Raw genomic sequence first — 22,784 nt, forward strand, 5'->3', positions numbered from 1 at the left:
GTCCATACCGGTGGGGGATGGTGCCTTCCTAGAGGGGCAGGGCCTCCGCCGCGGTCTCCACCGCGGGGGCAGGCGCGGGGACGGACGGCAACAACGGCTCGACCTCCTCGACCCGCTGATGCGGAACCGACACCGGCCGCAGCTGCCGCGGCCCCGACACCACCGTGTAGTCCTGTCCCAGGAACGGCGGGTCGATCACCCCGGTCTCCTCCCCGAGCGCCAACTGCACGGCGGCCCATGGCACGTTGACCCCGCAGAGCGAGAGCTGGTGCAATCCGCCCGCCGGGCGCGTGTTCACGTCCATGAGCACGGGCCGGTCACCGAACATCCGGAACTGGATGTTGGACAGATAGTGCAGCCCGAACCCCTCGGCGATCAGCCGCGCCGGCTCCAGCCACTGCTCGTGCTGGGTGAACCCGCGACGCCGTCCGTTCTTCGTGCGGCCGATCACGAGCCGCACCCGGTTGTCGGGTCCGGTGAGGGTGTCCACCGACACCTCCGGCTGCTCCAGGCGCGGCATGACCAGCCAGTCCACCTGCTCGTCGGCCTGCTCCAGCGCCTCGACGACCATGTCGAGCGAGACGTACGGGCTGGGGAACCCGTTGAGCTGCGCGAGGGAGAAGGGCGCGCGCGTGATGACTCGGAAACCCACCCCGCCCGCACCGGACGCGGGCTTGAAGCAGGCCTTGTGGCCGTCGGCCTCCAGCTCCTCCACCGCCGCGACCAGCTCGTCCGCGGTCCGCACCCGCCACCACGGCGGCACCGGAACACCGACCGCCTGGACCGCCTCGTAGGCGATCACCTTGTCGTGGAAGACGGCGACGGCCTCCGGCGGCGGCGCGAGCAGCGCCGTGCCGATCGCGGTGAAGTCGGCGCGGTGGGCGACGATCGCCGCCTGGTGCAGCCGGGGCACGAACACGTCGATGCCGCGCTTCTGGCACTGGTCGAGGGCGAACTCGACGTAGGCGGCCGGCGACAGCCCCTCCGGCTCCAGTTCGGCGGTGTCGGCGGCGGCGAGAACGGGCGAGTCGGGGTCGCCGTGCGTCGCATGGATCTCGACGGCTCTGTCGATGGGATTTCGCCGCAGCTGATCCATGAAGAACACGTTCTCCGCGTACGTGCGGTTGAGCCAGACGCGTACGCGAGAAAGCATTCAGGCCGCCTTTCGGGGTTTTCGGGCACGGCGAAGCGGGCCCGTGCCCGGGCAGGGTGATTGGAGGGACACCAAACCGCCCCTGGCGAAGGGATGTTCATGCGGTGGTGTTGGGGCGATCATACGGCTTTCCAGGGGCCACGCGTGCAACACCCGTGTTACGGAATTTCCGATCATGAAGCTCCGTCGCCCCGGTCCACTCTTGTACCGGGAAACCAAATGTGTTCTCGTGGTCCCGTTCGAGCGCGCGGAGGGGGCGAGAGGTGACGTCTACGGCCGGTGGGGCGGCACAGCTGCTGGCCGTCAGCGACCTGCACATCGGCTACCCGGAGAACCGCTCCCTCGTCGAGGAGATGCGCCCCGGTACCGACGACGACTGGCTCCTGGTGGCCGGTGACGTCGCCGAGACCGTCGCCGACGTGCGCTGGGCCCTCGAGACGCTCGCCGGCCGCTTCCGCCAGGTCGTCTGGGCCCCCGGCAACCACGAACTGTGGACCCACCCGAAGGACACCGTCACCCTGCGCGGGGTCGCCCGCTACGAGCACCTCGTCGAGATGTGCCGGGAGATCGGCGTCCTCACCCCCGAGGACCCCTACCCGGTCTGGGACGGCCCCGGCGGCCCCGTCGCCGTCGCCCCGCTGTTCCTGCTGTACGACTACTCCTTCCTGCCGGCCGGCTGCACCACCAAGGAGCAGGGCCTGGAGTACGCGCACGGCACCGGCATCGTCTGCAACGACGAGTTCCTGCTGCACCCCGACCCCTACCCGACCCGCGAGGCCTGGTGCCGGGCCCGGGTCGCCGAGACCGAGCGCAGACTCGCCGCGCTCCCCGACGGCCTGCCCACCGTCCTGGTCAACCACTACCCGCTGGACCGGCACCCGACGGACGTCCTGTGGTACCCCGAGTTCGCCATGTGGTGCGGCACCACCCTGACCGCCGACTGGCACCGCAGGTTCCGCGTCGAGACCATGGTCTACGGCCATCTGCACATCCCGCGGACCACCTGGCACGAGGGCGTCCGCTTCGAGGAGGTGTCGGTGGGCTACCCGAGGGAGTGGCGCAAGCGGCCGGAGCCGCCCGGACGGCTGCGCCGGATCGTGCCCAGGGAGGTCGGCGCGCTGTGATCGAGGAACTCCTGCCGGACTCGGTGGTGGCCGTCGAGGTGTACGGCCACGACGAGCCGGAGAACGCCGCGCTGTACCCCGAGGAAGCCGCGCTCATCGCACCCGCGGTCCCCAAACGCCGCCGTGAGTTCGCCGTCGTGCGGGCCTGCGCACGCCGGGCCATGGAGAAGCTCGGTGTGCCACCGCAGCCGGTCCTGCCCGGGGAACGCGGCGCCCCGCGCTGGCCGGCCGGACTCACCGGCAGCATGACCCACTGCGACGGCTACTGCGCCGCCGCCCTGGTCCGCGCCGCCGACCTGGCCTCCCTCGGCATCGACGCCGAACCCCACGGACCGCTCCCGGAGGGCGTGCTGCAGAGCGTCTCCCTGCCGGGTGAACGGGTCAGGCTGCGGGAACTCGCCGAGGTGTACCCCGCCGTCCACTGGGACCGGCTGCTGTTCAGCGCCAAGGAGTCCGTCTACAAGGCGTGGTTCCCGCTCACCGGCAGGTGGCTCGACTTCAGCGAGGCCGACATAGACATCCGCGTCGACCCCGGACAGCCCTCCGGCGGCACCCTGCGCGCCGAACTCCTCGTCCCCGGCCCGCTGGTGGGCGGCGAGCGGCGCGGTGTCCTCGAGGGCCGCTGGACGGTCCGGGACGGCCTGGTCGCGACCTCGGTGACCGTGCCGCACGCCTGAACGCACGGCACGGCCCCCCGCCGTTCCCCGCCCCCTACGCCTCCGGCGGGCACCAGCTCTGCAGCAGCCGGAAGAACGCCTCCTCGTTGCCCGCGAGCCCCGCGTCCGCCAGGGCCTGTTCGGCCTCGGCGAGGACCGCCGGCGGGACGACCGGTGGCCGGGCGGTGTCGGGCGGGCCGGCCGCGGTGTCGAAGGCGGCTCGGACCGTGTGCAGCAGCCGCAGATACGCCTGGACGGCGGTGCGCTCACGGTCGGTCAGTACGGCGGTGGGCATCGGCGGCTCTCCCCAAGTCGTTGCCGGTCATATGGGTGTGCGTCTCCAGCTTGCCGCCCACCACTGACAATCCGGCTTCCGCGCCCGTCCCCCCGCCCGCTTAGCGGGGGCGAAACCTCCCCGAAATCACCGTGCGGAAAGCAGTTCTACGCTGGGAGGAAGGGCTTTGAGCGGCCGCATGGCGGCCTGGAGTACGGAGGGCGAGCACGTGGTCGACGACCCGCGCCGGCGCCCGGTGCGCGCCGTCCGGCTGCGCCCGGTGGGCGACGCAGAACTGCAGTTGCGGTACCGCGTGGTGCACGGGTACCGCCGTGCCTTCCGCATGGCGGGCGAGGGGCCGCCGCTCGTCCTGATCCACGGCATCGGTGACTCCTCCGCCACCTGGGCCGAACTGATCCCCGACCTCGCCCGCACCCACACCGTGATCGCCCCCGACCTGCTCGGCCACGGCGACTCCGACAAGCCGCGCGCCGACTACTCGGTGGCCGCGTACGCCAACGGCGTCCGTGATCTGCTCACCACCCTCGGCATCGAGTCGGCCACTCTCGTCGGGCACTCGCTGGGCGGGGGAGTGGCCATGCAGTTCGCCTACCAGTTCCCCGAGCGCACCGAGCGGCTCATCCTGGTCAGCGCGGGCGGTGTGGGCCGCGAGGTCAACCCCGTGCTGCGGCTGGTCTCCCTGCCCGGCGCGCACCTCATGCTGTCCTCGCTGCGGCTGCCCGGCATGCGGCTCCAAGTGGGCCTCGCCGTCCGCCTGATGAAGCTCCTGGACACCGACCTCGGGCAGGACGCCCCGGACCTGCTGAACCTCGTCGACTCCCTCCCCGACGAGACCTCCCGCAACGCCTTCATCCGCACCCTGCGCGCGGTCGTCGACTGGCGCGGCCAGGTCGTCACCATGCTCGACCGCTGCTATCTCACCGAGGGCATGCCGACCATGCTGCTGTGGGGCGACCGGGACAGCGTGGTGCCCGTACGGCACGCCTTCGGGGCGCACGAGGCGATGCCGGGCAGCCGGCTGGAGATCTTCGAGGGCGCGGGCCACTTCCCCTTCCACGCCGACCCCGCGCGTTTCGTCTCCCTGGTCGAGGAGTTCACCGCCGGCACGGCCCCGGCGGACTGGAGCCGGGAGCACTGGAGGGAGCTGCTGCGGGAGGGCAGCCCGGAAGGCGGGCGGGCACCCGGTGGGGAGCGGGAGTTGCGGGAGGCCAGCGAGCGCAGCGCGACGTGACCTTCGGTGACTGCGGTGAACTCTCAGCCCTGCGGACCCAGATACCCCAGCGACGCCTCGATCCGCCCCGCCAGACGGTCCCGCTGCACCGGACCCCGCAGCGGTGAACCCGCCAGCCACGTCCGGCACTTGCTCGCCAGCAGCAGGCCGAAACTCTCCGCCTCCCGCTCCTCGTCGAGTTCGAAGCGGCTGCGGGCGGCGACCTTGCGCACGGTGGCCTGGAGATCGGCGTCGTCGTGGAGGAGGCGGGCCGCGACCGCGGCGCCCTCGACGTGGTGGGAGCAGTGGCCGGCGTTCATGTGCCACAGCTCGTGGCCGAGGATGACCAACTGGTGGTCGGGGGCGGTGCGTTCCTCGATCACGACGAGGTCCTGGTCGGCCATGTCGAGCCACAGCCCGCTGGCGGTGCCGGGCGGGAAGGGTGCCGTACGGAAGTGGACCGGGCGGCCCCGGCGTCTGCTCATCGCGTCGCACAGGGCGCCGTAGAGGTCCTCGGGCCGCGCCGGGGCGTCCAGTTCCAGCTCCGCCACCAGCTCGCCGCTCAGGCGGCGCATGTGCCTACCGATGCCCACAGTTGTCTCCCGGATCAGGACTCGGGCCGCTTGACGCTCTCCAGGAGCATGTCCAGCCACTCGGCGACCTTGTCACGGTGCTGGTCGGTGGGCAGCTGCGCGGCCCGCCAGGCGATCCCGCGGACGCCGTGGTCCTGCAGCAGCCGCTCCAACGGGTCGCGGGTGGCCGCCGCGGCCTCCCGCTCCCGGTCGGCGAGTTTGTGCAGGAGCTCCTGCTCGGTGTGCTGGAGGGCACCCGCGAGCGCCTCGGGGTCCTCCGCGGTCAGGAACCCGGCGTGCACGCGGAAGAACCGCTGGATGGCGTCGCAGTGCTCCATGGTGGGACGCCGGTCGCCGTTGATGAGGGCGCCCGCCTGCTGCCGCGACATGCCGGCGCCGTCGGCGATCTCCTGCTGGGTGTACTTGCGCCCGTTGGGCTTCAGCCGGGTGCGGCGCAACAGGTCCAGCCGCTGCAGGAACCGCGCCTGGACGTCCGGTTCACCCGCCGGGCGCCCGCTCAGCAGGGCCTTGACCACGGGTTCGGGGACGCCGGAGGCGACGGACAGGCGGCCGGTGTCGAAGACCTGCGCGTGCGGCACGCCGAGCCGGCCGGCGAGTGCGGTGACGCGGGCGACGACGGCCGTCAGCACGACCGTTGCCGCGTCGTCCGGGCTCTCGAAGCCATCCGACACCGACAGATCTCCTACGTCTCTCACCCGACTTCTCACAGGCGGTCGCCGTGAACTTCCCGGAGAGTAGCCCGTTGTTCGAACTCACATCCAGGTCTCGCCACAACTGTGGCCAATTTCAGCCGTCAACCGCTGTGGAATGCCACGATAGTTGACACCACTTGGCACGGGGAAGCAGGATCAAGGCGCCGCGTGAAGGCCGCATAGGCAAGAGGGGTGACCTCCCGATGGCATATCAGGCAGGTGGGCAGCGGTCGGAACTGCGGCCCGTCCCCGAGGGGCTGGAAGCCCAGGCGTACCTTCAGGACTACGCCACGCTCCTGGAAGCCGTCCCCTTCCCGTCCGTCGTCGTCGACCACCGCTGGGACGTCGTTCTCGCCAACACCGCTTTCGCGTCACTTTTCCGTGCCGTGGGTCCGCATCCGACGGCCATGCCGGGTGACAACTTCCTCCGGTTCGTCCTCTTCCATCCCGACGCGAGCAGCGTCCTCGGCGAGCACGAGTCGCGGTGGTGCCTGCCGATGCTCGCGCACTTCGCGGCCGCGGTGGAGCGGCACGGTCACGACCACGGCCTCCAGGCGATCCGCCGGGACATCGCCCAGGACCCGATCATGGACGCCGCCTACCGGCACGGCCTGCCGCACTGGATCCGCGCGGTCGGCGAACAGGCCGTGGAGCACGACGGCGCCGTACGTCCCCTGGTGCACCCCGACCCGCGCTGGGGCGCCACCGACTGCCGGGTCGTCGACGAGACCCCGCGCACCCTGCGCGACCTCGGCTACACGCGGCTGACGCTGGTGCTCCGCCCGGCTCCCACCAGGCGCCGCCCGCGGCGCACGGCGGCCCACCTCACGGTGGTGCCCACCCCCGAGGCCTGACGGGCACCGTCGGCGTTCAGGTCGTCGACGGCGCCTCGTCAGTTGAACGGTGGTGCTTCGCTGAACGGTGGTACTCCGTTGAACGGTGGTGCTCCGCTCTACGCAAGCCGCTTGCGGTTCTTGCGCTATTCTTGCGTGCATGACGCGACGACTTGCCGAGGTTGCCAAGAAGGTCGGGGTCAGTGAGGCCACGGTCAGCCGGGTGCTCAACGGCAAGCCGGGGGTCTCCGAGGGCACCCGGCAGGCGGTCCTGTCCGCGCTGGACGTCCTCGGGTACGAACGGCCGACACAGTTGCGCGGCGAGCGGGCACGGCTGGTGGGCCTGGTGCTGCCGGAGCTGCAGAACCCGATCTTCCCGGCGTTCGCCGAGGTCATCGGCGGGGCGCTGGCCCAGCTGGGGCTGACACCGGTGCTGTGCACGCAGACCAAGGGCGGGGTGTCCGAGGCCGACTACGTGGATCTTCTGCTGCAGCAGCAGGTGTCCGGGGTCGTCTTCGCCGGCGGGCTCTACGCCCAGGCGGACGCGCCGCACGACCACTACCGGCGGCTCGCCGACCGGAACATCCCGGTGGTGCTGGTCAACGCGTCCATCGACGACCTCGGTTTCCCCGGCGTGTCCTGCGACGACGCGGTGGCCGTCGAGCAGGCCTGGCGGCACCTCGCCTCCCTGGGACACGAGCGGATCGGCCTGGTGCTGGGGCCCGCGGACCACATGCCGTCGGCGCGCAAGCTGGCCGCCGCGCAGGGCCTCGGGGAACTGCCCGACGAGCGGGTCGCACGCGCCATGTTCTCCATCGAGGGCGGCCACGCGGCGGCCGCCCGGCTCATCGACCGCGGGGTCACCGGCTTCATCTGTGCCAGCGACCCCCTCGCGCTCGGTGCCATCCGGGCCGCCCGCCGCAAGGGGCTCGACGTGCCGGGCCAGGTGTCGGTCGTCGGCTACGACGACTCGGCCCTGATGAACTGCACCGAACCCCCGCTGACCACCGTCCGCCAGCCCATCGAGGCCATGGGACGCGCCGCCGTGGAGCTACTGAACGCTCAGGTCGGCGGCAGTGCCGTACCGCCCGAGGAACTGCTCTTCGAACCCGAGCTGGTGGTCCGCGGCTCCACCGCGCAGGCCCCTCGCGACTGAGGTCCACGGCTCTGGCGCTGTCCTGCCATCACTCTGTCGAATAATTACAGATTCTGCGTGACATCTTGCGGGCAGATGTCGGCGGTGCTTGAGTGTGCGGCGCCCACCGCTCCTGCCACGAGGGGTCCACCGATGAGAAGCACCGGGTTTCGCCGTACCTTCGCCGCGCTCAGCGTCTGTTCCCTTGCCCTCGCCGTATCCGCCTGTGGATCGGGCGACGACACGGCGAGCGGCAAGACCCGCATCACGGTCAACTGCATGCCGCCCAAGAGCGCCAAGGTCGACCGGCGCTTCTTCGAACAGGACATCGCGTCCTTCGAGAAGCGGCACCCGGACATCGACGTCGTCGCGCACGACGCCTTCCCCTGCCAGGACCCCAAGACCTTCGACGCCAAGCTCGCCGGCGGGCAGATGGAGGACGTCTTCTACACGTACTTCACCGACGCCAAGCACGTCGTCGACATCAACCAGGCCGCCGATCTCACGCCCTACGTCAAGGAGTTGAAGAGCTACGACACCCTCCAGCAGCAACTCCGCGACATCTACACCGTCGACGGGAAGATCTACGGCATCCCGCGCACCGGCTACTCGATGGGCCTGATCTACAACAAGAAGCTCTTCGAGAAGGCCGGCCTCGACCCCGAGCAACCCCCGGCCACCTGGGCGGAGTTGCGCGCCGACGCCAAGAAGATCGCCGCGCTCGGCGACGGCACGGTCGGGTACGCCGACTACAGCGCCCAGAACCAGGGCGGTTGGCACTTCACGGCCGAGCTGTACTCCCAGGGCGGCGACGTCGTCAGCGCCGACGGCAAGAAGGCCACCATCGACACCCCCGACGGCCACGCCGTCCTGCAGAACCTCCACGACATGCGCTGGGCCGACGACTCCATGGGCAGCAAGCAGCTCCTGGTCATCAACGACGTCCAGCAGATGATGGGTTCGGGCAAGCTCGGCATGTACCTCTCCGCCCCGGACAACATCCCGATCCTGGTCAAGGAGAAGGGCGGCGACTACAAGGACCTCGCCCTCGCGCCCATGCCCGGCGGCAAGGGCACCCTCATCGGCGGCGACGGCTACATGTTCAACAAGAAGGCGAGCCCCGACCAGATCAGGGCCGGCCTGAAGTGGCTCGACCACATGTTCCTCAGGCCCGGCGCGGGCTTCCTCGGCGACTACGCCCGTGCGAAGAAGGCCGACGCCCCGGTGGGCCTGCCCGAGCCGCGTCTGTTCACGGGCGCCGCCGACGCCAAGGACCAGCAGGTCAAGAAGGCCAACGCCAATGTGCCCGTGGAGAATTACCAGGCCTTCCTCGACGGCAACCAGAGCCTGAAGACGAAGATCGAGCCGCCGAACGCCCAGCAGATCTACTCCGTCCTCGACAGCGCCGTCTCTGCCGTCCTCACCAAGAAGGACGCCGACATCGGCCAGCTCCTCGAGGACGCGTCCGGCAAGATCGACGGCATCCTGGCCCGGAGCTGACCCCCGTGAAGACGGTGGACAGCCCGCCCCACGTGGCCATCGCCGTACCCCTGATGCAGGCGCCGCCTCCCGCAGGGGACCGGAGGCGGCGCCGCCTCGCCGACCAGGCCCGCGCCTACGGCTTCCTCCTCGGCGGACTCGTCTGCTTCGCCCTGTTCTCCTGGTACCCGGCGATCCGCGCCGTCGTGATCGCCTTCCAGAAGTACACGCCGGGCTCCGATCCCGAATGGGTCGGCACCGCCAACTTCACCCGCGTCTGGCACGACCCGGAGTTCACGGCGGCCTGGCGCAACACCCTCACCTTCACCCTGCTGGCCCTGCTCATCGGCTTCGCCATCCCCTTCGTCATGGCTCTGGTGCTCAACGAGTTGAGGCACGCGAAGGCGTTCTTCCGCGTGGTGGTCTACCTGCCCGTCATGATCCCGCCGGTGGTCAGCGCCCTGCTCTGGAAGTGGTTCTACGACCCGGGGGCCGGCCTCGCCAACGAGGTACTGCGCTTCCTGCACCTGCCCACCTCGAACTGGTCCAACGGCGCCGACACCGCACTCGTCTCCCTGGTGATCGTGGCCACTTGGGCCAACATGGGCGGCACGGTCCTGATCTACCTGGCCGCCCTCCAGTCCATCCCCGGCGAGCTGTACGAGGCCGCGGAACTTGACGGCGCGAACCTCAGCCAGCGCGTCCGTCATGTGACGATCCCTCAGACCAGGTTCGTCATCCTCATGCTGATGCTCCTTCAGGTCATCGCGACCATGCAGGTGTTCACCGAGCCGTTCGTGATCACGGGGGGCGGCCCGGAGAACGCCACGGTCACCGTGCTCTACCTGATCTATAAGTACGCGTTCCTCTACAACGACTTCGGCGGCGCGTGTGCGCTGAGCGTGATGCTCCTGGTGCTGCTGGGCGCCTTCTCGGCCGGGTATCTGCGGCTCACCCGGTCCCCGGAGGGAGATCTCGCATGAGCGCCCGCACCCTCGTCTCACCGGCGACGCTCGCCCGCCCGCGCGGCAAAGCCCTCTACTGGACCGTCTTCACCACGGTCGTCGTGCTCTTCGCGCTCGCGTTCCTCTTCCCCGTGTACTGGATGGTGACCGGCGCGGCGAAGTCGCCGGACGAGGTGACGCGCACCCCGCCCACCCTCGTCCCCGAGCACTGGCACCTGGAGGGCTACACCGATGCCTGGGACCTCATGCAGCTCCCGCAGCACCTGTGGAACACGGTGGTCCAGGCCGCCGGTGCCTGGGCGTTCCAGCTCGTCCTGTGCACGGCCGCCGCCTACGCACTGTCCCGGCTGAACCCCGTCCTCGGCAAGGTGATCCTCGGCGGCATCCTCGCCACGCTGATGGTCCCCGCCCAGGCCCTGGTCGTACCGAAGTACCTGACCGTGGCCGACCTCGGCCTCCTCAACGACCCCCTCGCCATCTGGCTGCCGGCTGCCGCCAACGCGTTCAACCTGTACCTGCTCAAGCGGTTCTTCGACCAGCTCCCGCGCGATGTGCTGGAGGCCGCCGAGATCGACGGGGCCGGAAAGCTGCGCACCCTGTGGTCGATCGTGCTGCCCATGTCACGGCCGGTCCTCGGGGTGGTGTCGATCTTCGCCCTCGTCGCCGTCTGGCAGGACTTCCTCTGGCCATTGATGGTCTTCTCCGACACCGACAAGCAGCCCATCAGCGTGGCACTCGTCCAGCTGTCGCAGAACATCCAACTGACCGTGCTCATCGCCGCGATGGTGATCGCCAGCATCCCGATGGTCGCCCTCTTCCTGGTCTTCCAGCGGCACATCGTCGCCGGGATCAGCGCGGGCAGCACGAAGGGCTGACCCCCATCCGCAGAAAGGCAGGCCCCGTGGCACAGCAGGACTGGTGGCGCTCCGCCGTCATCTACCAGGTCTACGTCCGCAGCTTCGCCGACGGCGACGGGGACGGTACCGGCGACCTCGCCGGCGTCCGCGCCAGGCTGCCGTATCTCGCCGAACTCGGCGTGGACGCCCTGTGGTTCAACCCCTGGTACCTCTCGCCGATGAAGGACGGCGGCTACGACGTCGCCGACTACCGCGCCGTCGACCCGGCCTTCGGCACCCTCGCCGAGGCGGAGAAGCTGATCGCGGAGGCACAGGAGCTGGGCATCCGCACGATCGTCGACATCGTGCCCAACCACGTCTCCGACCAGCACCCCTGGTTCCAGGCCGCACTCAAGGCGGGCCCCGGCACCCCGGAACGCCAGCTGTTCCACTTCCGGCGCGGACGCGGTGACCATGGCGAACTCCCGCCCAACGACTGGCCGTCGCAGTTCGTCGGCTCCACCGAGCCCGTGTGGACGCGACTGCCCGACGGCGACTGGTACCTCCACCTGTTCACCCCGGAACAGCCCGACCTCGACTGGGCCCACCCGGCCGTCCGGCAGGAGCACGAGGACGTCCTGCGCTTCTGGTTCGAGCGGGGGGTGGCGGGCGTCCGCATCGACTCCGCCGCCCTGCTCGCCAAGGACCCCGCGCTGCCCGACCTCGCCGACGGCCCCGGCCCGCACCCCTTCGTCGACCGCGACGAACTCCACGACATCTACCGCTCCTGGCGAGCGATCGCCGACGAGTACCATGGAGTCTTCGTCGGCGAGGTCTGGCTCCCGGACACCGAACGCTTCGCCCGCTATCTGCGCCCCGACGAGCTGCACACCGCCTTCAACTTCTCCTTCCTGTCCTGCCCCTGGGACGCCGGGCGACTGCGCACCTCGATCGACACGACCCTCGCCGAGCACGCCCCGGTCGACGCCCCCGCCACCTGGGTGCTGTGCAACCACGACATCACCCGCACGGTGACCCGCTACGGCCGTAAGGACACCGGTTTCGACTTCGCGGCCAAGGCCTTCGGCACCCCGACCGACCTCGCCCTCGGCACCCGGCGCGCCCGAGCGGCGGCCCTCCTCTCGCTCGCCCTGCCCGGAGCCGTCTACGTCTACCAGGGCGAGGAACTCGGCCTGCCCGAGGCCGACATCCCGCGCGACCGCATCCAGGACCCGATGCACTTCCGCTCCGGCGGCACGGACCCCGGGCGGGACGGCTGCCGGGTGCCGCTGCCGTGGGCGGCCGCGGCGCCTCATGCGGGGTTCGGCGGCGAGCCCTGGCTGCCGCAGCCCGCCGGCTGGGCGTCGTACGCGGTCGACCGGCAGGCCGGGGATCCCGGGTCGATGCTCAGCCTCTACCGCGAGGCCATCCGGATCCGGCCGGCCTTCGGCGACGGCCCGCTCACCTGGCTGTCCGCGCCCGAGGGCGTCCTCGCCTTCGCCCGTGCCGGCGGGGCCCTGTGCGTGGTGAATCTTGCCGGCACCGCCGCGCACCTGCCCGGGCACACCGAACTACTGCTCGCCAGCGGGCCCTTGGACCCCGAGGGCCGGCTGCCGAAGGACACAGCGGTCTGGCTGCAGAGCTGAGACCGAGCAGATCACCCGGATCGCTGATACCGCAGCACCCCCACACGAAGGGATCAGCACATGTACAGGTCTGTCAGGGGCATGCCAGCTGCTATGACGGTGGTCGCCCTCTCCGCAGGGCTCCTCACCGCCACCGCGCCCACCGCCCACGCGGTCGCGGGCGCCACCCTGCCCTTCACCTCGGTCGAGGCCGAGTCCGCCACCACGACCGGCACGAAGATCGGCCCGGACCACACGCAAGGCACGCTCGCCTCGGAGGCGTCAGGGAGGCAGGCCGTACGGCTGACCTCCGGCCAGCGCGTCGAGTTCACCCTGCCGCGCGCGGCCGACGCCGTGAACGTCGCCTACAGCGTCCCGGACGGCCAGTCGGGCACGCTGAACGTCTACGTCAACGGCACCAGACTCGCGAAGACGCTCCCAGTGACCTCCAAGTACTCCTACATCGACACCAGTTGGATTCCCGGCGCCAGGACCCACCACTTCTTCGACAACGCCCGCCTCGTTCTCGGCCAGAGCGTCCAGGCGGGCGACAAGGTCGCCTTCGAGGCCAACGGGGTCCAGGTCAGCGTCGACGTGGCCGACTTCGAGCAGGTCGCGGCGGCTACCGGACAGCCCGCCGGATCCGTGTCCGTCATCTCCAAGGGCGCCGACCCCACCGGGAACGGCGACTCCACCCAGGCCTTCAGGGACGCGATCTCCGCCGCCCAGGGGGGAGTGGTCTGGATCCCGCCGGGCGACTACCGGCTGACGTCAGCCCTCAGCGGCGTCCAGAACGTCACCCTCCAGGGCGCCGGAAGCTGGCACTCGATCGTCCACTCCTCCCGGTTCATCGACCAGTCCAGTTCCTCGGGGAACGTCCACATCAAGGACTTCGCGGTCGTCGGCGAGGTCACCGAGCGCGTCGACTCCAGCCCGGACAACTTCGTGAACGGCTCGCTCGGCGCGAACTCCAGCGTGTCCGGCATGTGGCTCCAGCACCTCAAGGTCGGCCTCTGGCTGACGGGGAACAACGACAACCTCGTCGTGGAGAACAACCGCTTCCTCGACACGACGGCCGACGGCCTCAACCTCAACGGCAACGCCCGCGGAGTACGCGTTCGGAACAACTTCCTGCGCAACCAGGGCGACGACGCGCTCGCCATGTGGTCGCTCTACGCCCCCGACACGAACAGCAGCTTCGAGAACAACACCATCAGCCAGCCGAACCTCGCCAACGGCATCGCGATCTACGGTGGCACCGACATCGCGGTGAGGAACAACCTGGTCTCCGACACCAACGCCCTCGGCAGCGGCATCGCGATCTCCAACCAGAAGTTCCTCGACCCGTTCTTCCCGCTGGCCGGCACCATCACGGTCGACGGCAACACCCTGGTCCGCACCGGCGCGATGAACCCCAACTGGAACCACCCGATGGGCGCGTTGCGGGTCGACTCCTACGACAGCGCCATCAACGCCACGGTGAACATCACCAACGCGACCATCACCGACAGCCCCTACAGCGCCTTCGAGTTCGTGTCCGGTGGGGGACAGGGCTACCCGGTACGGAACGTCACCGTGGACGGCGCGACCGTCCGCACCACCGGTACGGTCGTCGTGCAGGCGGAGGCCCAGGGCGCCGCGACCTTCCGGAACACCACGGCGACGGGAGTCGGCGCGGCCGGCGTCTACAACTGCCCCTATCCGGCGAACTCCGGCACCTTCGCCCTCACCGACGGCGGCGGCAACTCCGGCTGGAACACCACCTGGTCGGACTGCTCCACCTGGCCGCAGCCGGGGCAGGGCAATCCCGACCCCGACCCGAATCGCAACCTCGCCAAGGGCCGCCCGGCCACCGCGACCGGCTCCCAGGACGTCTACACGCCCGGCAGGGCGGTCGACGGCGACGCGAACAGCTACTGGGAGTCCACCAACAACGCCTTCCCGCAGTCCTGGACGGTGGACCTGGGAACGGCCGGGCCGGTGCGCAGGCTGGTCCTGAAGCTGCCTCCCCAGAGCGCCTGGCAGGCCCGCACCCAGACCGTCACCGTGCTGGGCAGCACCGACGGCGGCACCTACACCACCGTCGTCGGCGCCCAGGGCTACCGCTTCGACCCGGCGACCGGCAACACGGCCACCGTCTCCCTGCCCGGCGGCACCAGCCTGCGGTATCTGCGCCTGTCGGTGAGCGCCAACACCGGCTGGTCCGCGGGCCAGTTCAGTGAAGTGGAGGCGTACTCGACTCCGTGACCGGAGCGTCCCGCACGACCCCGCGTTTCGCCGCCTGGATCTGCTCGTACACATGGGTGCGCAGTTCGGCGAAGCGCGGGGCCACCCGCGTGTGCAACTGGTCCCGGTCGTCCGGCAGATCGACCTTCAGCTGCTCCTGCACGACGGTGGGGGAGGCGGACAGCACGATCACGCGTTCGCCCAGGTACACGGCCTCGTCGATGTCGTGGGTGACGAACAGGATGGTGATGCCGCGCTCCCGCCACAGCCGTCGTACGAGATCTTCCAGGTCGGCCCGGGTCTGTGCGTCCACCGCCGCGAACGGCTCGTCCATGAGCAGGACCTCGGGCTCGTACGCGAGGGCGCGGGCGATCGCGACGCGCTGCTGCATACCGCCGGAGAGCTGCCAGGGATAGGCCCCGGCGGCCTCCGCGAGGTCCACGGACTCCAGCGCGTCGGCGACCAGTTCACGTCGCCTCACCTTGCTCAAGTCCTTCTGCTTCAGGGGGAGTTCGACGTTCTCGGCGACCCGCATCCAAGGGAAGAGGCTGCGGCCGTACTCCTGGAACACGAAGGCCATCCCGGGCGGCGGACCGCTGACCTTCCGCCCCGCCAGGCGGACTTCGCCGGCGGTCGGTGTGAGCAGGCCGCCCATGCACTTGAGCAGGGTCGTCTTGCCGCAGCCCGACGGGCCGACGAGACAGACGAGTTCGCCCGCGTCGACGGTGAAGGTGAGGTCGCGCACCGCCTCCACCCGGCGCCCGGACCCCTCGTAGACCTTCTTCAGGCCGGATACGCCAAGAAGCGCGTGCATGGACCGCCCTTTCGCGTTCGGGTGCTTCACGGGGACCGCCGGGTCGAGGCGCGCAGGCCGTGGTACCAGGCGAGGGCCCGCCGCTCGACCAGCTGGAAGACGAGGGAGAGCAGGAACCCGAGGAGACCGAGGACGAGGATCCCGGTCCACATGTCGGGGACGGCGAAACTGCGCTGGAACTGGACGATGGTGAAGCCGATGCCGTTGCTGGCCGCGAACATCTCGCTGATGACCATCAGGATGATGCCGATGGACAGGGCCTGACGCAGGCCCGCGAAGATCTGCGGGCTCGCCGAGCGCAGCACCAGGTCGCGCAGGCGTGACGGGCCGGTGATGCCGTAGGAGCGGGCCGTCTCCAGCATCACCGGGTCGACCGCGCGCACGCCCTCGACGGTGTTGAGCAGGATCGGCCAGACGCAGCCGCTCGCGATCACGGTGACCTTCATGGTGTCGCCGATGCCCGCGAACAGCATGATGACCGGGATCAGGACCGGCGGGGGGACCGCCCGCAGGAACTCCAGGACCGGTTCGCACACCGCCCGCACCCGCCGGTAGGAACCGATGACCGTGCCGACGGCGACGCCGGCGACGGCCGCCAGCGCGTAACCGGCCGTCAGACGCCAGATGCTGGGCAGGACGTCGTCGCGCAGGCGCTCGCCGGTCCACACGTCCGGGAAGGTCCGCACGATCGTGCGCAGCGGCGGCCAGAAGACGTTGGTGCTGCCGTCCGACGCCAGCCACCAGACCACGACCAGCAGCGCGGGCAGCGCGAGGACGAAGAGCAGCCGCAGAGCGAGCCGTTTCACACCGCCACCTCCCCGCGCACCGACTGGTGCCAGGCCAGCGCCCGTCGCTCCACGGTACGCGCGCCGACGTTGATGAGCAGCCCCAGCAGACCGGTCACCACGATCAGCGCGTACATCTCCGGCACCGCCTGCGAGTTCTGCGCGACCGCGATACGGGCGCCCAACCCCGGTGCCCCGATGACGAGTTCACCGGTGATGGCGAGGATCAGAGCGACCGCCGCGGCCAGCCGGACGCCGGTCATCACGTACGGCAGCGCGGTCGGCCACAGCACGTGCCGGACTCGCGCCCAGGTGCCGAGGCCGTACGAACGCGCCGTCTCGTCGGCGACGGGGTCGACGTCCTGGACGCCGTAGAGCGTCTGGATGAGGACCTGCCAGAAGCTGGCGTACACGACGAGCAACAGCACCGAGCGCAGTTCGCTGCCGTACAGCAGCACCGCCAGCGGGATGAGGGCGACCGAGGGGATCGGGCGCAGGAACTCGATCGTCGAGGCCGTCGCCTCGCGCAGATACGGCACGACCGAGACGACCACGCCGAGGACGATCCCCGCCGAGGCGGCGATGGCCAGGCCCAGGGCCCAGCCGGTGAGGGTGTCGCCGAGCGCCGTCCAGAAGGTGCCGGCGGAGAGCTCGTCGGCGAGGGCGCGGGCGATCCGGCTGGTCGGCGGAAAGTACTCCTCCTTGACCAGCCCGAGCCGCGGCACCGCCTCGCCCAGCGCGAGGAAGGCCGCGAGCCCGGCGGCGCCCAGCGCCGCGTTCTGGAACCTCACGGGAGCAGCGCGTCGACGTCGGGGGTCTTCTTGAAGAACCCGTCTTCCTCGCCCAGCTTGGCGAGCGCCTCGATGGACTCCTTGTTCGGCTCGGCCGGCCACTTCGGCAGGGTCACCTGTGCCAGCACCGACGCCGGGATCTTGGTGTACGTCGTGATGATCTGGCGGGCCTCGTCCGGGTGGGCGTCGGCGTAGGCGAGGGACTCGGCGGTGGCCTCCTGGAACTTCTTCACCACATCGGCGTTCTGCTGCTGGTACCGCGTCGAGGTGAAGTACAGGGCAACCGTGGTGTTCGCGGCCACGTCCACCATCGGGGAGGCGATCACCTGGCCTCCCTGGCCCTTGATGGTGGCGAGCGCGGGCTCGACCGCGCAGGCCGCGTCGACCTGGCCGCCGTCGAGAGCGGCCGGCATCTGGTCGAAGGCCAGCTCCACGAACTTCACCTTGTCCGGATCGCCGCCGTCCTTGCGGACCGACTCGCGCACCGCCGACTCGTTGATGTTCTTCAGCGTGTTGATGGCGACCTTCTTGCCCTCCAGGTCCTTGGCGGACTTGATCGAGCTGCCCTTCTTCACCGCGATGGCCGCGAAGTCCTTGCCCGCCACGCCCGTCGACGCGATGCCGTTGGAGACCGCCTTGATCGGCACTCCGGACGACTGGGCGATCAGCAGGGAGGTGACATTGGAGAAGCCGAACTGGAACTGCCCGCTGGCGACCCCGGGCACGATCGCCGCGCCGCCGGACGCGGTCGATATCTGGAGCTTGAGCCCGTGCTTGGCGTAGAAGCCCTTCTTCTGGCCCAGATAGACCGGCGCGACATCGACGATCGGGATGAGGCCGAGCTTTACGGTGGTGGTGCCGCCGGACGACGATCCCGAGTCCGAGGCCCCCGAGTCGCCGGACGAACCACAGGCCGACGCGGTGACCAGTAATGCTCCGGCCGCGAGGGCGGTGAGCAGACGACGCATGGCTCCTCCTGTGCAGACTTCGTTGTTCCGACAGGCTGTGCTTTCGACAGGCTGTGCGCAGACCGCACAGTGGTGCTCAGCGCGAAAGGTATGGGGCTCGCGGGGGCGGGGTCAACACCTTTGGCTGACAATATTGTTGACAGTTACTTGCTGGGGGTGACGATGTCCGACGCAGACCGCGGTCGGCCGGGTGATCCTCGCCCGTCTGCCGGAGGAGGACAACGAAGTACGGCTCCCGCGCGCCGAGTTGACCCCGCTCACCGCCCGCACGGTCGTCTCCGCCGACCGCGTTCGATCGCCGCCCCGGTGCGGGACCGGGGCGGCGAAGTGGTGGCGGCGGTCGACATCCCCGTGCGGGCGGGGTGTACGACACTCGCCGCGGTACGGCGGGATCTGCTGCCGGCGCTGCTGGAGACACCGTGGCCGGCATCGAGGCCGACCTGCGGAGGGCTACAGGTCCAGCACGAGCTTCTTCCCCCGGCACCGGGACACACAGATCATCATCGTCTCCCCGGCCTCCCGCTCCTCGTCCGTGAGCACCGAGTCCCGGTGGTCCGGGGTGCCGTCGAGGACGTCGGTCTCGCAGGTGCCGCAGGTGCCCTCGGTGCAGGAGAACAGCACCTCGACACCGCTCGCGCGGACGGCGTCGAGCACGGACACGTCCGGTGCGACGGTGACCGTCGTGCCGGACTGTGCCAGCTCGACCTCGAACTCCGTGTTCTCGCCGACCGGTTGCTCCTTCGGCGTGAACCGCTCCACGTGCAGCAGCCCGGCCGGGCAGCGTGCCTCCACCGCGTCGAGCAGCGGGCCCGGCCCGCAGCAGTAGACGAGGGTGCCCTCGGGGACGCCGTCCAGCACCGAGGCGAGGTCAAGGAGGCCGGTCTCGTCCTGCGGGGCGACGGTGACGCGGTCGCCGTAGCGGCCCAACTCCTCGGTGAACGCCATGGATTCGCGGGTGCGTCCGCCGTACAGCAGGGTCCACTCCGCGCCCGCGGCCTCCGCCGCCGCGAGCATCGGCAGGATCGGGGTGATGCCGATGCCGCCCGCGATGAAGCGGTAGCGGGGCGCGGGGCGCAGGGCGAAGTGGTTGCGCGGACCACGTACCCGGACCTTGCCGCCCTGCTCCACCTGCTCGTGCACATGGGCGGATCCGCCGCGTCCCGCGGGCTCGCGGAGCACGGCGATCCGCCAGGACGTACGGTCCGAGGGGTCGCCGCACAGCGAGTACTGCCGCTCGAGGCCGGGGCCGAGCACCACGTCGATGTGGGCGCCGGGCTCCCACTGCGGGAGCTGTTCGCCCAGCGGGTGGCGCAGGGTGAGGGCGAGCACGCCGTCGGCCACCGGGTCCCTGCGGTCGACGACGAGTTCGGCTTCGTAGGCGTCACTCATGAACTGTTTCCTTGCGGCTCGTGTCCTTGGGGCTCTTGCGGGGAGTGTCCGTTAGGGTGCGCGAGCATCCACTCCCACATCTCGATCGGATCCTGCGAGGTGTGCTCGCGGCCGCAGTGACAGGTGCCGTGCAGGACGTCGGTGCCCGGCAGCCAGTCGATGCGGTAGATCTCCCCGGTGGCTCCCGCACTCACAGGACCTTCTCCACGGGCTTGTCGCCCTCCTCGACCAGACGGGCGAGGATACGGCGGGCGGCGAGACCACCGGTGTCGATGTTGATGCTCAGCTCCTGGTAACCGGAGCGCTCGGTGCCGAGCGTCCTCTGCAGGAGGTTGAGCGCGTCGACGTCCTGCATGACGACGGTGTGGTTGTTGCCCCGCAGGAACTCGGTGACCTCGGCGTCCTCGATCGCCCAGTCCCGCGAGACCATCCAGAAGTCGTACACGTGACCGTCGCTCGACGGCGTGATGGCGTAGGTGATCTCGGTGTGGAAGCCGTTCGGGTCGCTGCCGTCGGCCTCGGGCAGCACACCGACCGGGGCGATGCGGCTGTGCAGCAGATACAGACAGGGGGCGTGGTACTCGATGTCCTGCCAGCGCGTGATCCGCCCCTCGATGCCGGTGGACTTCGCGTAGAACGGGGGGCACTCGGCGTCGTCCATGTGCCGGCTCACCCGTACGATGCCGGCGCCCTCGTCGACCTCCGTGGTGATCGGCGTCTCGGCCACCTCGGGGGTGCCGATGTAACCGCCGTGCAGATACGTCTCGTGGGAGAGGTCGAGGAGGTTGTCGACCAGCAGGCCGTAGTCGGCGTCGATCGGCTCCATGCCGCGGACCGTGACCCAGCCGGGGGAGTCGAGGTGCCTGGCCCGCGGGATGGTGTCGGCGTCGGCGAGCGCCGGGTCGCCGATCCAGACCCAGATCAGGGAGTCCAGCTCGACGACGGGGTAGGAGGCGACGCGCGCGGTGCGCGGTACGCGCTTCTGGCCGGGCACGTACACACAGGTGCCCGTGGTGTCGTACGTGAACCCGTGGTACCCGCACACGATCCGGTCGCCGTCGAGCCGGCTCGGCTTCTCGTGCAGCGGGAACCGGCGGTGCACACACCGGTCGGCGAGTGCGACGGGCGTCCCGTCCTCCTCGGTCCGGTAGAAGACGAGCGGCTCACCGAGGATCGTCCGGCCGAGCAACTCCTCGCGCCCCACCTCATGGCTGTAGGCGGCGACGTACCACTGGTTCCTGGCGAAGGCGGTCGTGTGAGGCATCCTTGCGGCTCCCGTCTGTCTGCTGTGGTGGCATCGTCCTGACGTTCGCCGGGGCAGGGCAACACCGCTTCCGCCCCACGGAAGCCGACTGCTGAGTCACCTGCTCTCAGGGGCTGTTGGCGCGCGGGGTCTGGTTCCGGGACAGATCACCGCCGGGTCGAATGCGCCGGTCGCTCCGGGCGGATGTCACCGGCCGGTTCATGCCGGCACGTCCTCGACGCTCTCGGCCTGTCGCAGGGGCCTGAAGTGGACGTGACCGTCGGGATCGACGCGCACTGCGTGGACGGCGGGATCAGGAGTAGTACGCGCCGGTGTCGAGGAAGGCAACGATGTCGCCGGGGGTGAGCAGGGGCAGCGGCCGGGCCTCGGCGAGCAGGTCGCCGGCGAAGCAGCACGGGCCCTCGATGTCCTGGGGCACGGGTTCGCCCTGCTTGAGGGTGCCGTCCGGGCTGTGGGCGGTGAGGCGCAGGGGCCAGGCAGCCGGCATGAACACCGTCCGGGTGTCGACCTGGGCACTGGCGTGGGTGATCGCGATCGGGCGAGTCTGCAACCCGTCCTGCCAGGGTTCGTTAACTGTAAAGAACCTTGACAGTTAGCTGGTCTAGTCCAATTATGGCTCACGGTTCTTCCCGCGGATCCGTCATTCCGCAGTCCCCGCATGCCCTTCCCCCTGGGAGCGTCAGTGAGACGACCTGGTCACCTTCGTGCGTTGCTGTCCTGTCTGAGCGTGAGTGCTCTGTCCGCCGGACTCGTCGGAATCGGGGGAGGGGGCGCACTCGCGGCGCCCTCGACGTCCCCCTCGCTCCCGGCTTTCGGCAAGCCCCTCCCCGCCCAGGTGGCGGCCCCCTACTTCGAGTCGTGGACCGGCGAAAGCCCGGCCGCACTGGCCGCGGCCTCCGGCAACAAGTACCTGACGCTGGCCTTCCTCCAGACGGCCTCGGCGGGTTCCTGCACCGCCTACTGGAACGGCAAGACCGGTCAGCCGATCTCGAAGACGACCTTCGGCCGGGACATCGCCACCATCCAGGCGCGCGGCGGCAACGTCATCCCGTCCTTCGGCGGCTGGTCCGCGGACACCACCGGCACCGAACTGGCCGACAGCTGCACCGACGTCGACGCCGTCGCCGACGTGTTCAAGAGCCTCGTGACGACGTACGGCATCACCCGCATCGACCTCGACGTCGAAGGCGACTCGATCAACAACACCGCCGGAATCGACCGCCGCAACAAGGCGATCGCCAAGGTCCAGCGCTGGGCCGAGCGCACCGGACGCACCGTGCAGTTCTCCTACACCCTGCCGACCTCCACGCACGGTCTGGAGGCCAACGGCCTTGCCGTGCTCCAGAACGCCGTCGAGAACCACGCGCGCGTGGACGTCGTCAACCTCATGACGTTCGACTACTACGACGGCGCCACGCACGACATGGCGGCCGACACGGCGACGGCGGCCGAGGGGCTGCACGGCCAACTCGCCGCGCTCCACCCGGACAAGAGCTCCGCCAAGCTGTGGAGCATGATCGGGATCATCGAGATGCCCGGCATCGACGACTACGGCCCCGAGGAGACCTTCACCGTCGAGAACGCGCTCGCGGTGGAGCAGTGGGCCGAGGCCAAGAAGATCAACACGCTCTCCTTCTGGGCGCTCCAGCGCGACAACGGCGGCTGCCCGGGCACCGGCGGCTCCGACTCCTGCTCCGGCATCGCCCAGGACACCTGGGCCTTCAGCCACGCCTTCGAGCAGTTCACGAGCGGCGGCCGCAAGTAGCGGCAGGCCCCGCAGAAACACCCCGGGAAACGAGGGCCCGGTGCGCGGCACGCGCACCGGGCCCTCGCCGCACCGGGCCCTCGCCGCACCGGGCCCTCGCCGCACCGGGCCCTCGCCGCACCGGGCCCTCGTCGCACCGATTTCGCTACAAGTTCCGAAATTATTCGGGGCGAGGACCGCCACGTG

At 70.1% G+C, this 22,784-nt stretch carries 22 protein-coding genes and 2 pseudogenes; 12 read left to right on the forward strand and 12 right to left on the reverse strand.

Annotated features, from left to right (window positions below; genetic code table 11):
• Positions 1–28: 28 nt before the first annotated feature.
• Entirely contained in the window at positions 29–1,153 is a 1,125-nt protein-coding gene (locus ABZT06_RS00320; protein WP_355732543.1) for an ATP-grasp domain-containing protein, read from the reverse strand.
• A 263-nt stretch (positions 1,154–1,416) separates the two neighbouring features.
• On the opposite strand from ABZT06_RS00320, the gene ABZT06_RS00325 reads away from it, so the two are divergent.
• Both ABZT06_RS00325 and ABZT06_RS00330 read left to right on the forward strand, forming a co-directional pair.
• Positions 1,417–2,277 (forward strand): metallophosphoesterase, encoded by an 861-nt coding sequence (locus ABZT06_RS00325; RefSeq protein ID WP_355732545.1) that lies wholly within the window; start codon positions 1,417–1,419, stop codon positions 2,275–2,277.
• On the forward strand, positions 2,274–2,954 hold the full coding sequence (locus ABZT06_RS00330; RefSeq protein WP_355732548.1) for a 4'-phosphopantetheinyl transferase superfamily protein: 681 nt from the start codon (positions 2,274–2,276) through the stop codon (positions 2,952–2,954). The genes ABZT06_RS00325 and ABZT06_RS00330 overlap by 4 nt, the downstream gene beginning before the upstream one ends.
• 34 nt (positions 2,955–2,988) lie before the next feature.
• Here the strand turns inward: ABZT06_RS00330 and ABZT06_RS00335 are convergent, their stop codons facing one another.
• Positions 2,989–3,228 (reverse strand): hypothetical protein, encoded by a 240-nt coding sequence (locus ABZT06_RS00335; protein ID WP_355732551.1) that lies wholly within the window; start codon positions 3,226–3,228, stop codon positions 2,989–2,991.
• A 208-nt stretch (positions 3,229–3,436) separates the two neighbouring features.
• On the opposite strand from ABZT06_RS00335, the gene ABZT06_RS00340 reads away from it, so the two are divergent.
• A complete protein-coding gene (locus ABZT06_RS00340) occupies positions 3,437–4,459 on the forward strand; it encodes an alpha/beta hydrolase (RefSeq protein WP_355734039.1) in 1,023 nt (340 codons plus the stop codon).
• Between the two features lie 23 nt (positions 4,460–4,482).
• On the opposite strand, the gene ABZT06_RS00345 is transcribed toward ABZT06_RS00340, so the two are convergent.
• A complete protein-coding gene (locus ABZT06_RS00345) occupies positions 4,483–5,013 on the reverse strand; it encodes a toxin-antitoxin system, toxin component (RefSeq protein WP_355732554.1) in 531 nt (176 codons plus the stop codon).
• 32 nt (positions 5,014–5,045) lie between these two features.
• Positions 5,046–5,702, reverse strand: coding sequence for a helix-turn-helix transcriptional regulator (locus ABZT06_RS00350; protein ID WP_355732557.1), 657 nt, complete (start codon positions 5,700–5,702; stop codon positions 5,046–5,048).
• Positions 5,703–5,926: 224 nt separating this feature from the next.
• On the opposite strand from ABZT06_RS00350, the gene ABZT06_RS00355 reads away from it, so the two are divergent.
• From ABZT06_RS00355 to ABZT06_RS00385, 7 genes are all read left to right on the forward strand, one after another.
• Positions 5,927–6,577, forward strand: coding sequence for a hypothetical protein (locus ABZT06_RS00355; protein ID WP_355732559.1), 651 nt, complete (start codon positions 5,927–5,929; stop codon positions 6,575–6,577).
• A gap of 139 nt (positions 6,578–6,716) precedes the next feature.
• Positions 6,717–7,712 (forward strand): LacI family DNA-binding transcriptional regulator, encoded by a 996-nt coding sequence (locus ABZT06_RS00360; protein WP_355732562.1) that lies wholly within the window; start codon positions 6,717–6,719, stop codon positions 7,710–7,712.
• Between the two features lie 132 nt (positions 7,713–7,844).
• The gene (locus tag ABZT06_RS00365; RefSeq protein ID WP_355732565.1) at positions 7,845–9,191 is read left to right on the forward strand and encodes a sugar ABC transporter substrate-binding protein; all 1,347 of its coding nucleotides are present in this window, start codon (positions 7,845–7,847) and stop codon (positions 9,189–9,191) included.
• A gap of 53 nt (positions 9,192–9,244) precedes the next feature.
• Positions 9,245–10,153, forward strand: coding sequence for a sugar ABC transporter permease (locus ABZT06_RS00370; RefSeq protein ID WP_355734042.1), 909 nt, complete (start codon positions 9,245–9,247; stop codon positions 10,151–10,153).
• Positions 10,150–11,010, forward strand: coding sequence for a carbohydrate ABC transporter permease (locus ABZT06_RS00375; protein ID WP_355732567.1), 861 nt, complete (start codon positions 10,150–10,152; stop codon positions 11,008–11,010). The genes ABZT06_RS00370 and ABZT06_RS00375 overlap by 4 nt, the downstream gene beginning before the upstream one ends.
• A gap of 26 nt (positions 11,011–11,036) precedes the next feature.
• Complete coding sequence (locus ABZT06_RS00380; RefSeq protein WP_355732570.1) at positions 11,037–12,617, forward strand: alpha-amylase family glycosyl hydrolase; 1,581 nt, start codon at positions 11,037–11,039, stop codon at positions 12,615–12,617.
• A 60-nt stretch (positions 12,618–12,677) separates the two neighbouring features.
• Complete coding sequence (locus ABZT06_RS00385) at positions 12,678–14,843, forward strand: discoidin domain-containing protein (RefSeq protein WP_355732573.1); 2,166 nt, start codon at positions 12,678–12,680, stop codon at positions 14,841–14,843.
• Here ABZT06_RS00385 and ABZT06_RS00390 read toward each other — a convergent pair.
• The 4 genes from ABZT06_RS00390 to ABZT06_RS00405 are packed head-to-tail and all read right to left on the reverse strand — an operon-like array spanning position 14,812 to position 18,180.
• Positions 14,812–15,636: an ABC transporter ATP-binding protein gene (locus tag ABZT06_RS00390; RefSeq protein WP_355732575.1), complete on the reverse strand. Its 825-nt coding sequence runs from the start codon at positions 15,634–15,636 to the stop codon at positions 14,812–14,814. The two genes, ABZT06_RS00385 and ABZT06_RS00390, sit on opposite strands and share 32 nt — an antisense overlap.
• 26 nt (positions 15,637–15,662) lie before the next feature.
• Positions 15,663–16,442 carry an ABC transporter permease gene (locus ABZT06_RS00395; protein ID WP_355732578.1) on the reverse strand — a complete coding sequence of 260 codons (780 nt, stop codon included), beginning with the start codon at positions 16,440–16,442 and terminating at the stop codon, positions 15,663–15,665.
• Entirely contained in the window at positions 16,439–17,212 is a 774-nt protein-coding gene (locus tag ABZT06_RS00400; protein ID WP_355732581.1) for an ABC transporter permease, read from the reverse strand. Before ABZT06_RS00400 ends, ABZT06_RS00395 begins: the two co-directional genes overlap by 4 nt.
• Positions 17,209–18,180 carry an ABC transporter substrate-binding protein gene (locus tag ABZT06_RS00405; RefSeq protein WP_355732584.1) on the reverse strand — a complete coding sequence of 324 codons (972 nt, stop codon included), beginning with the start codon at positions 18,178–18,180 and terminating at the stop codon, positions 17,209–17,211. The genes ABZT06_RS00400 and ABZT06_RS00405 overlap by 4 nt, the downstream gene beginning before the upstream one ends.
• A 175-nt stretch (positions 18,181–18,355) precedes the next feature.
• Between ABZT06_RS00405 and ABZT06_RS00410 the strand changes: the two are divergent.
• Positions 18,356–18,716, forward strand: a pseudogene (locus ABZT06_RS00410) (IclR family transcriptional regulator); the annotation flags it as partial.
• Here the strand turns inward: ABZT06_RS00410 and ABZT06_RS00415 are convergent.
• The 4 genes and pseudogenes from ABZT06_RS00415 to ABZT06_RS00430 all read right to left on the reverse strand — a co-directional run.
• Positions 18,631–19,569, reverse strand: a complete 939-nt coding sequence (locus ABZT06_RS00415; protein ID WP_355732586.1) for a PDR/VanB family oxidoreductase — start codon at positions 19,567–19,569, stop codon at positions 18,631–18,633. The pseudogene ABZT06_RS00410 and the gene ABZT06_RS00415 sit on opposite strands and share 86 nt — an antisense overlap.
• The gene (locus tag ABZT06_RS00420) at positions 19,566–19,763 is read right to left on the reverse strand and encodes a hypothetical protein (RefSeq protein ID WP_355732589.1); all 198 of its coding nucleotides are present in this window, start codon (positions 19,761–19,763) and stop codon (positions 19,566–19,568) included. The genes ABZT06_RS00415 and ABZT06_RS00420 overlap by 4 nt, the downstream gene beginning before the upstream one ends.
• Positions 19,760–20,833: an aromatic ring-hydroxylating dioxygenase subunit alpha gene (locus ABZT06_RS00425; protein ID WP_355732592.1), complete on the reverse strand. Its 1,074-nt coding sequence runs from the start codon at positions 20,831–20,833 to the stop codon at positions 19,760–19,762. Before ABZT06_RS00425 ends, ABZT06_RS00420 begins: the two co-directional genes overlap by 4 nt.
• A gap of 298 nt (positions 20,834–21,131) precedes the next feature.
• A pseudogene (locus ABZT06_RS00430) lies at positions 21,132–21,374 on the reverse strand (diaminopimelate decarboxylase); the annotation flags it as partial.
• Between the two features lie 186 nt (positions 21,375–21,560).
• Here ABZT06_RS00430 and ABZT06_RS00435 point away from each other — a divergent pair.
• Positions 21,561–22,598, forward strand: coding sequence for a chitinase (locus tag ABZT06_RS00435; protein WP_355732595.1), 1,038 nt, complete (start codon positions 21,561–21,563; stop codon positions 22,596–22,598).
• The last annotated feature ends 186 nt before the right edge of the window (positions 22,599–22,784 follow it).

The organism is Streptomyces sp. NPDC005483 (assembly GCF_040606035.1).
Lineage (GTDB): Bacteria > Actinomycetota > Actinomycetes > Streptomycetales > Streptomycetaceae > Streptomyces.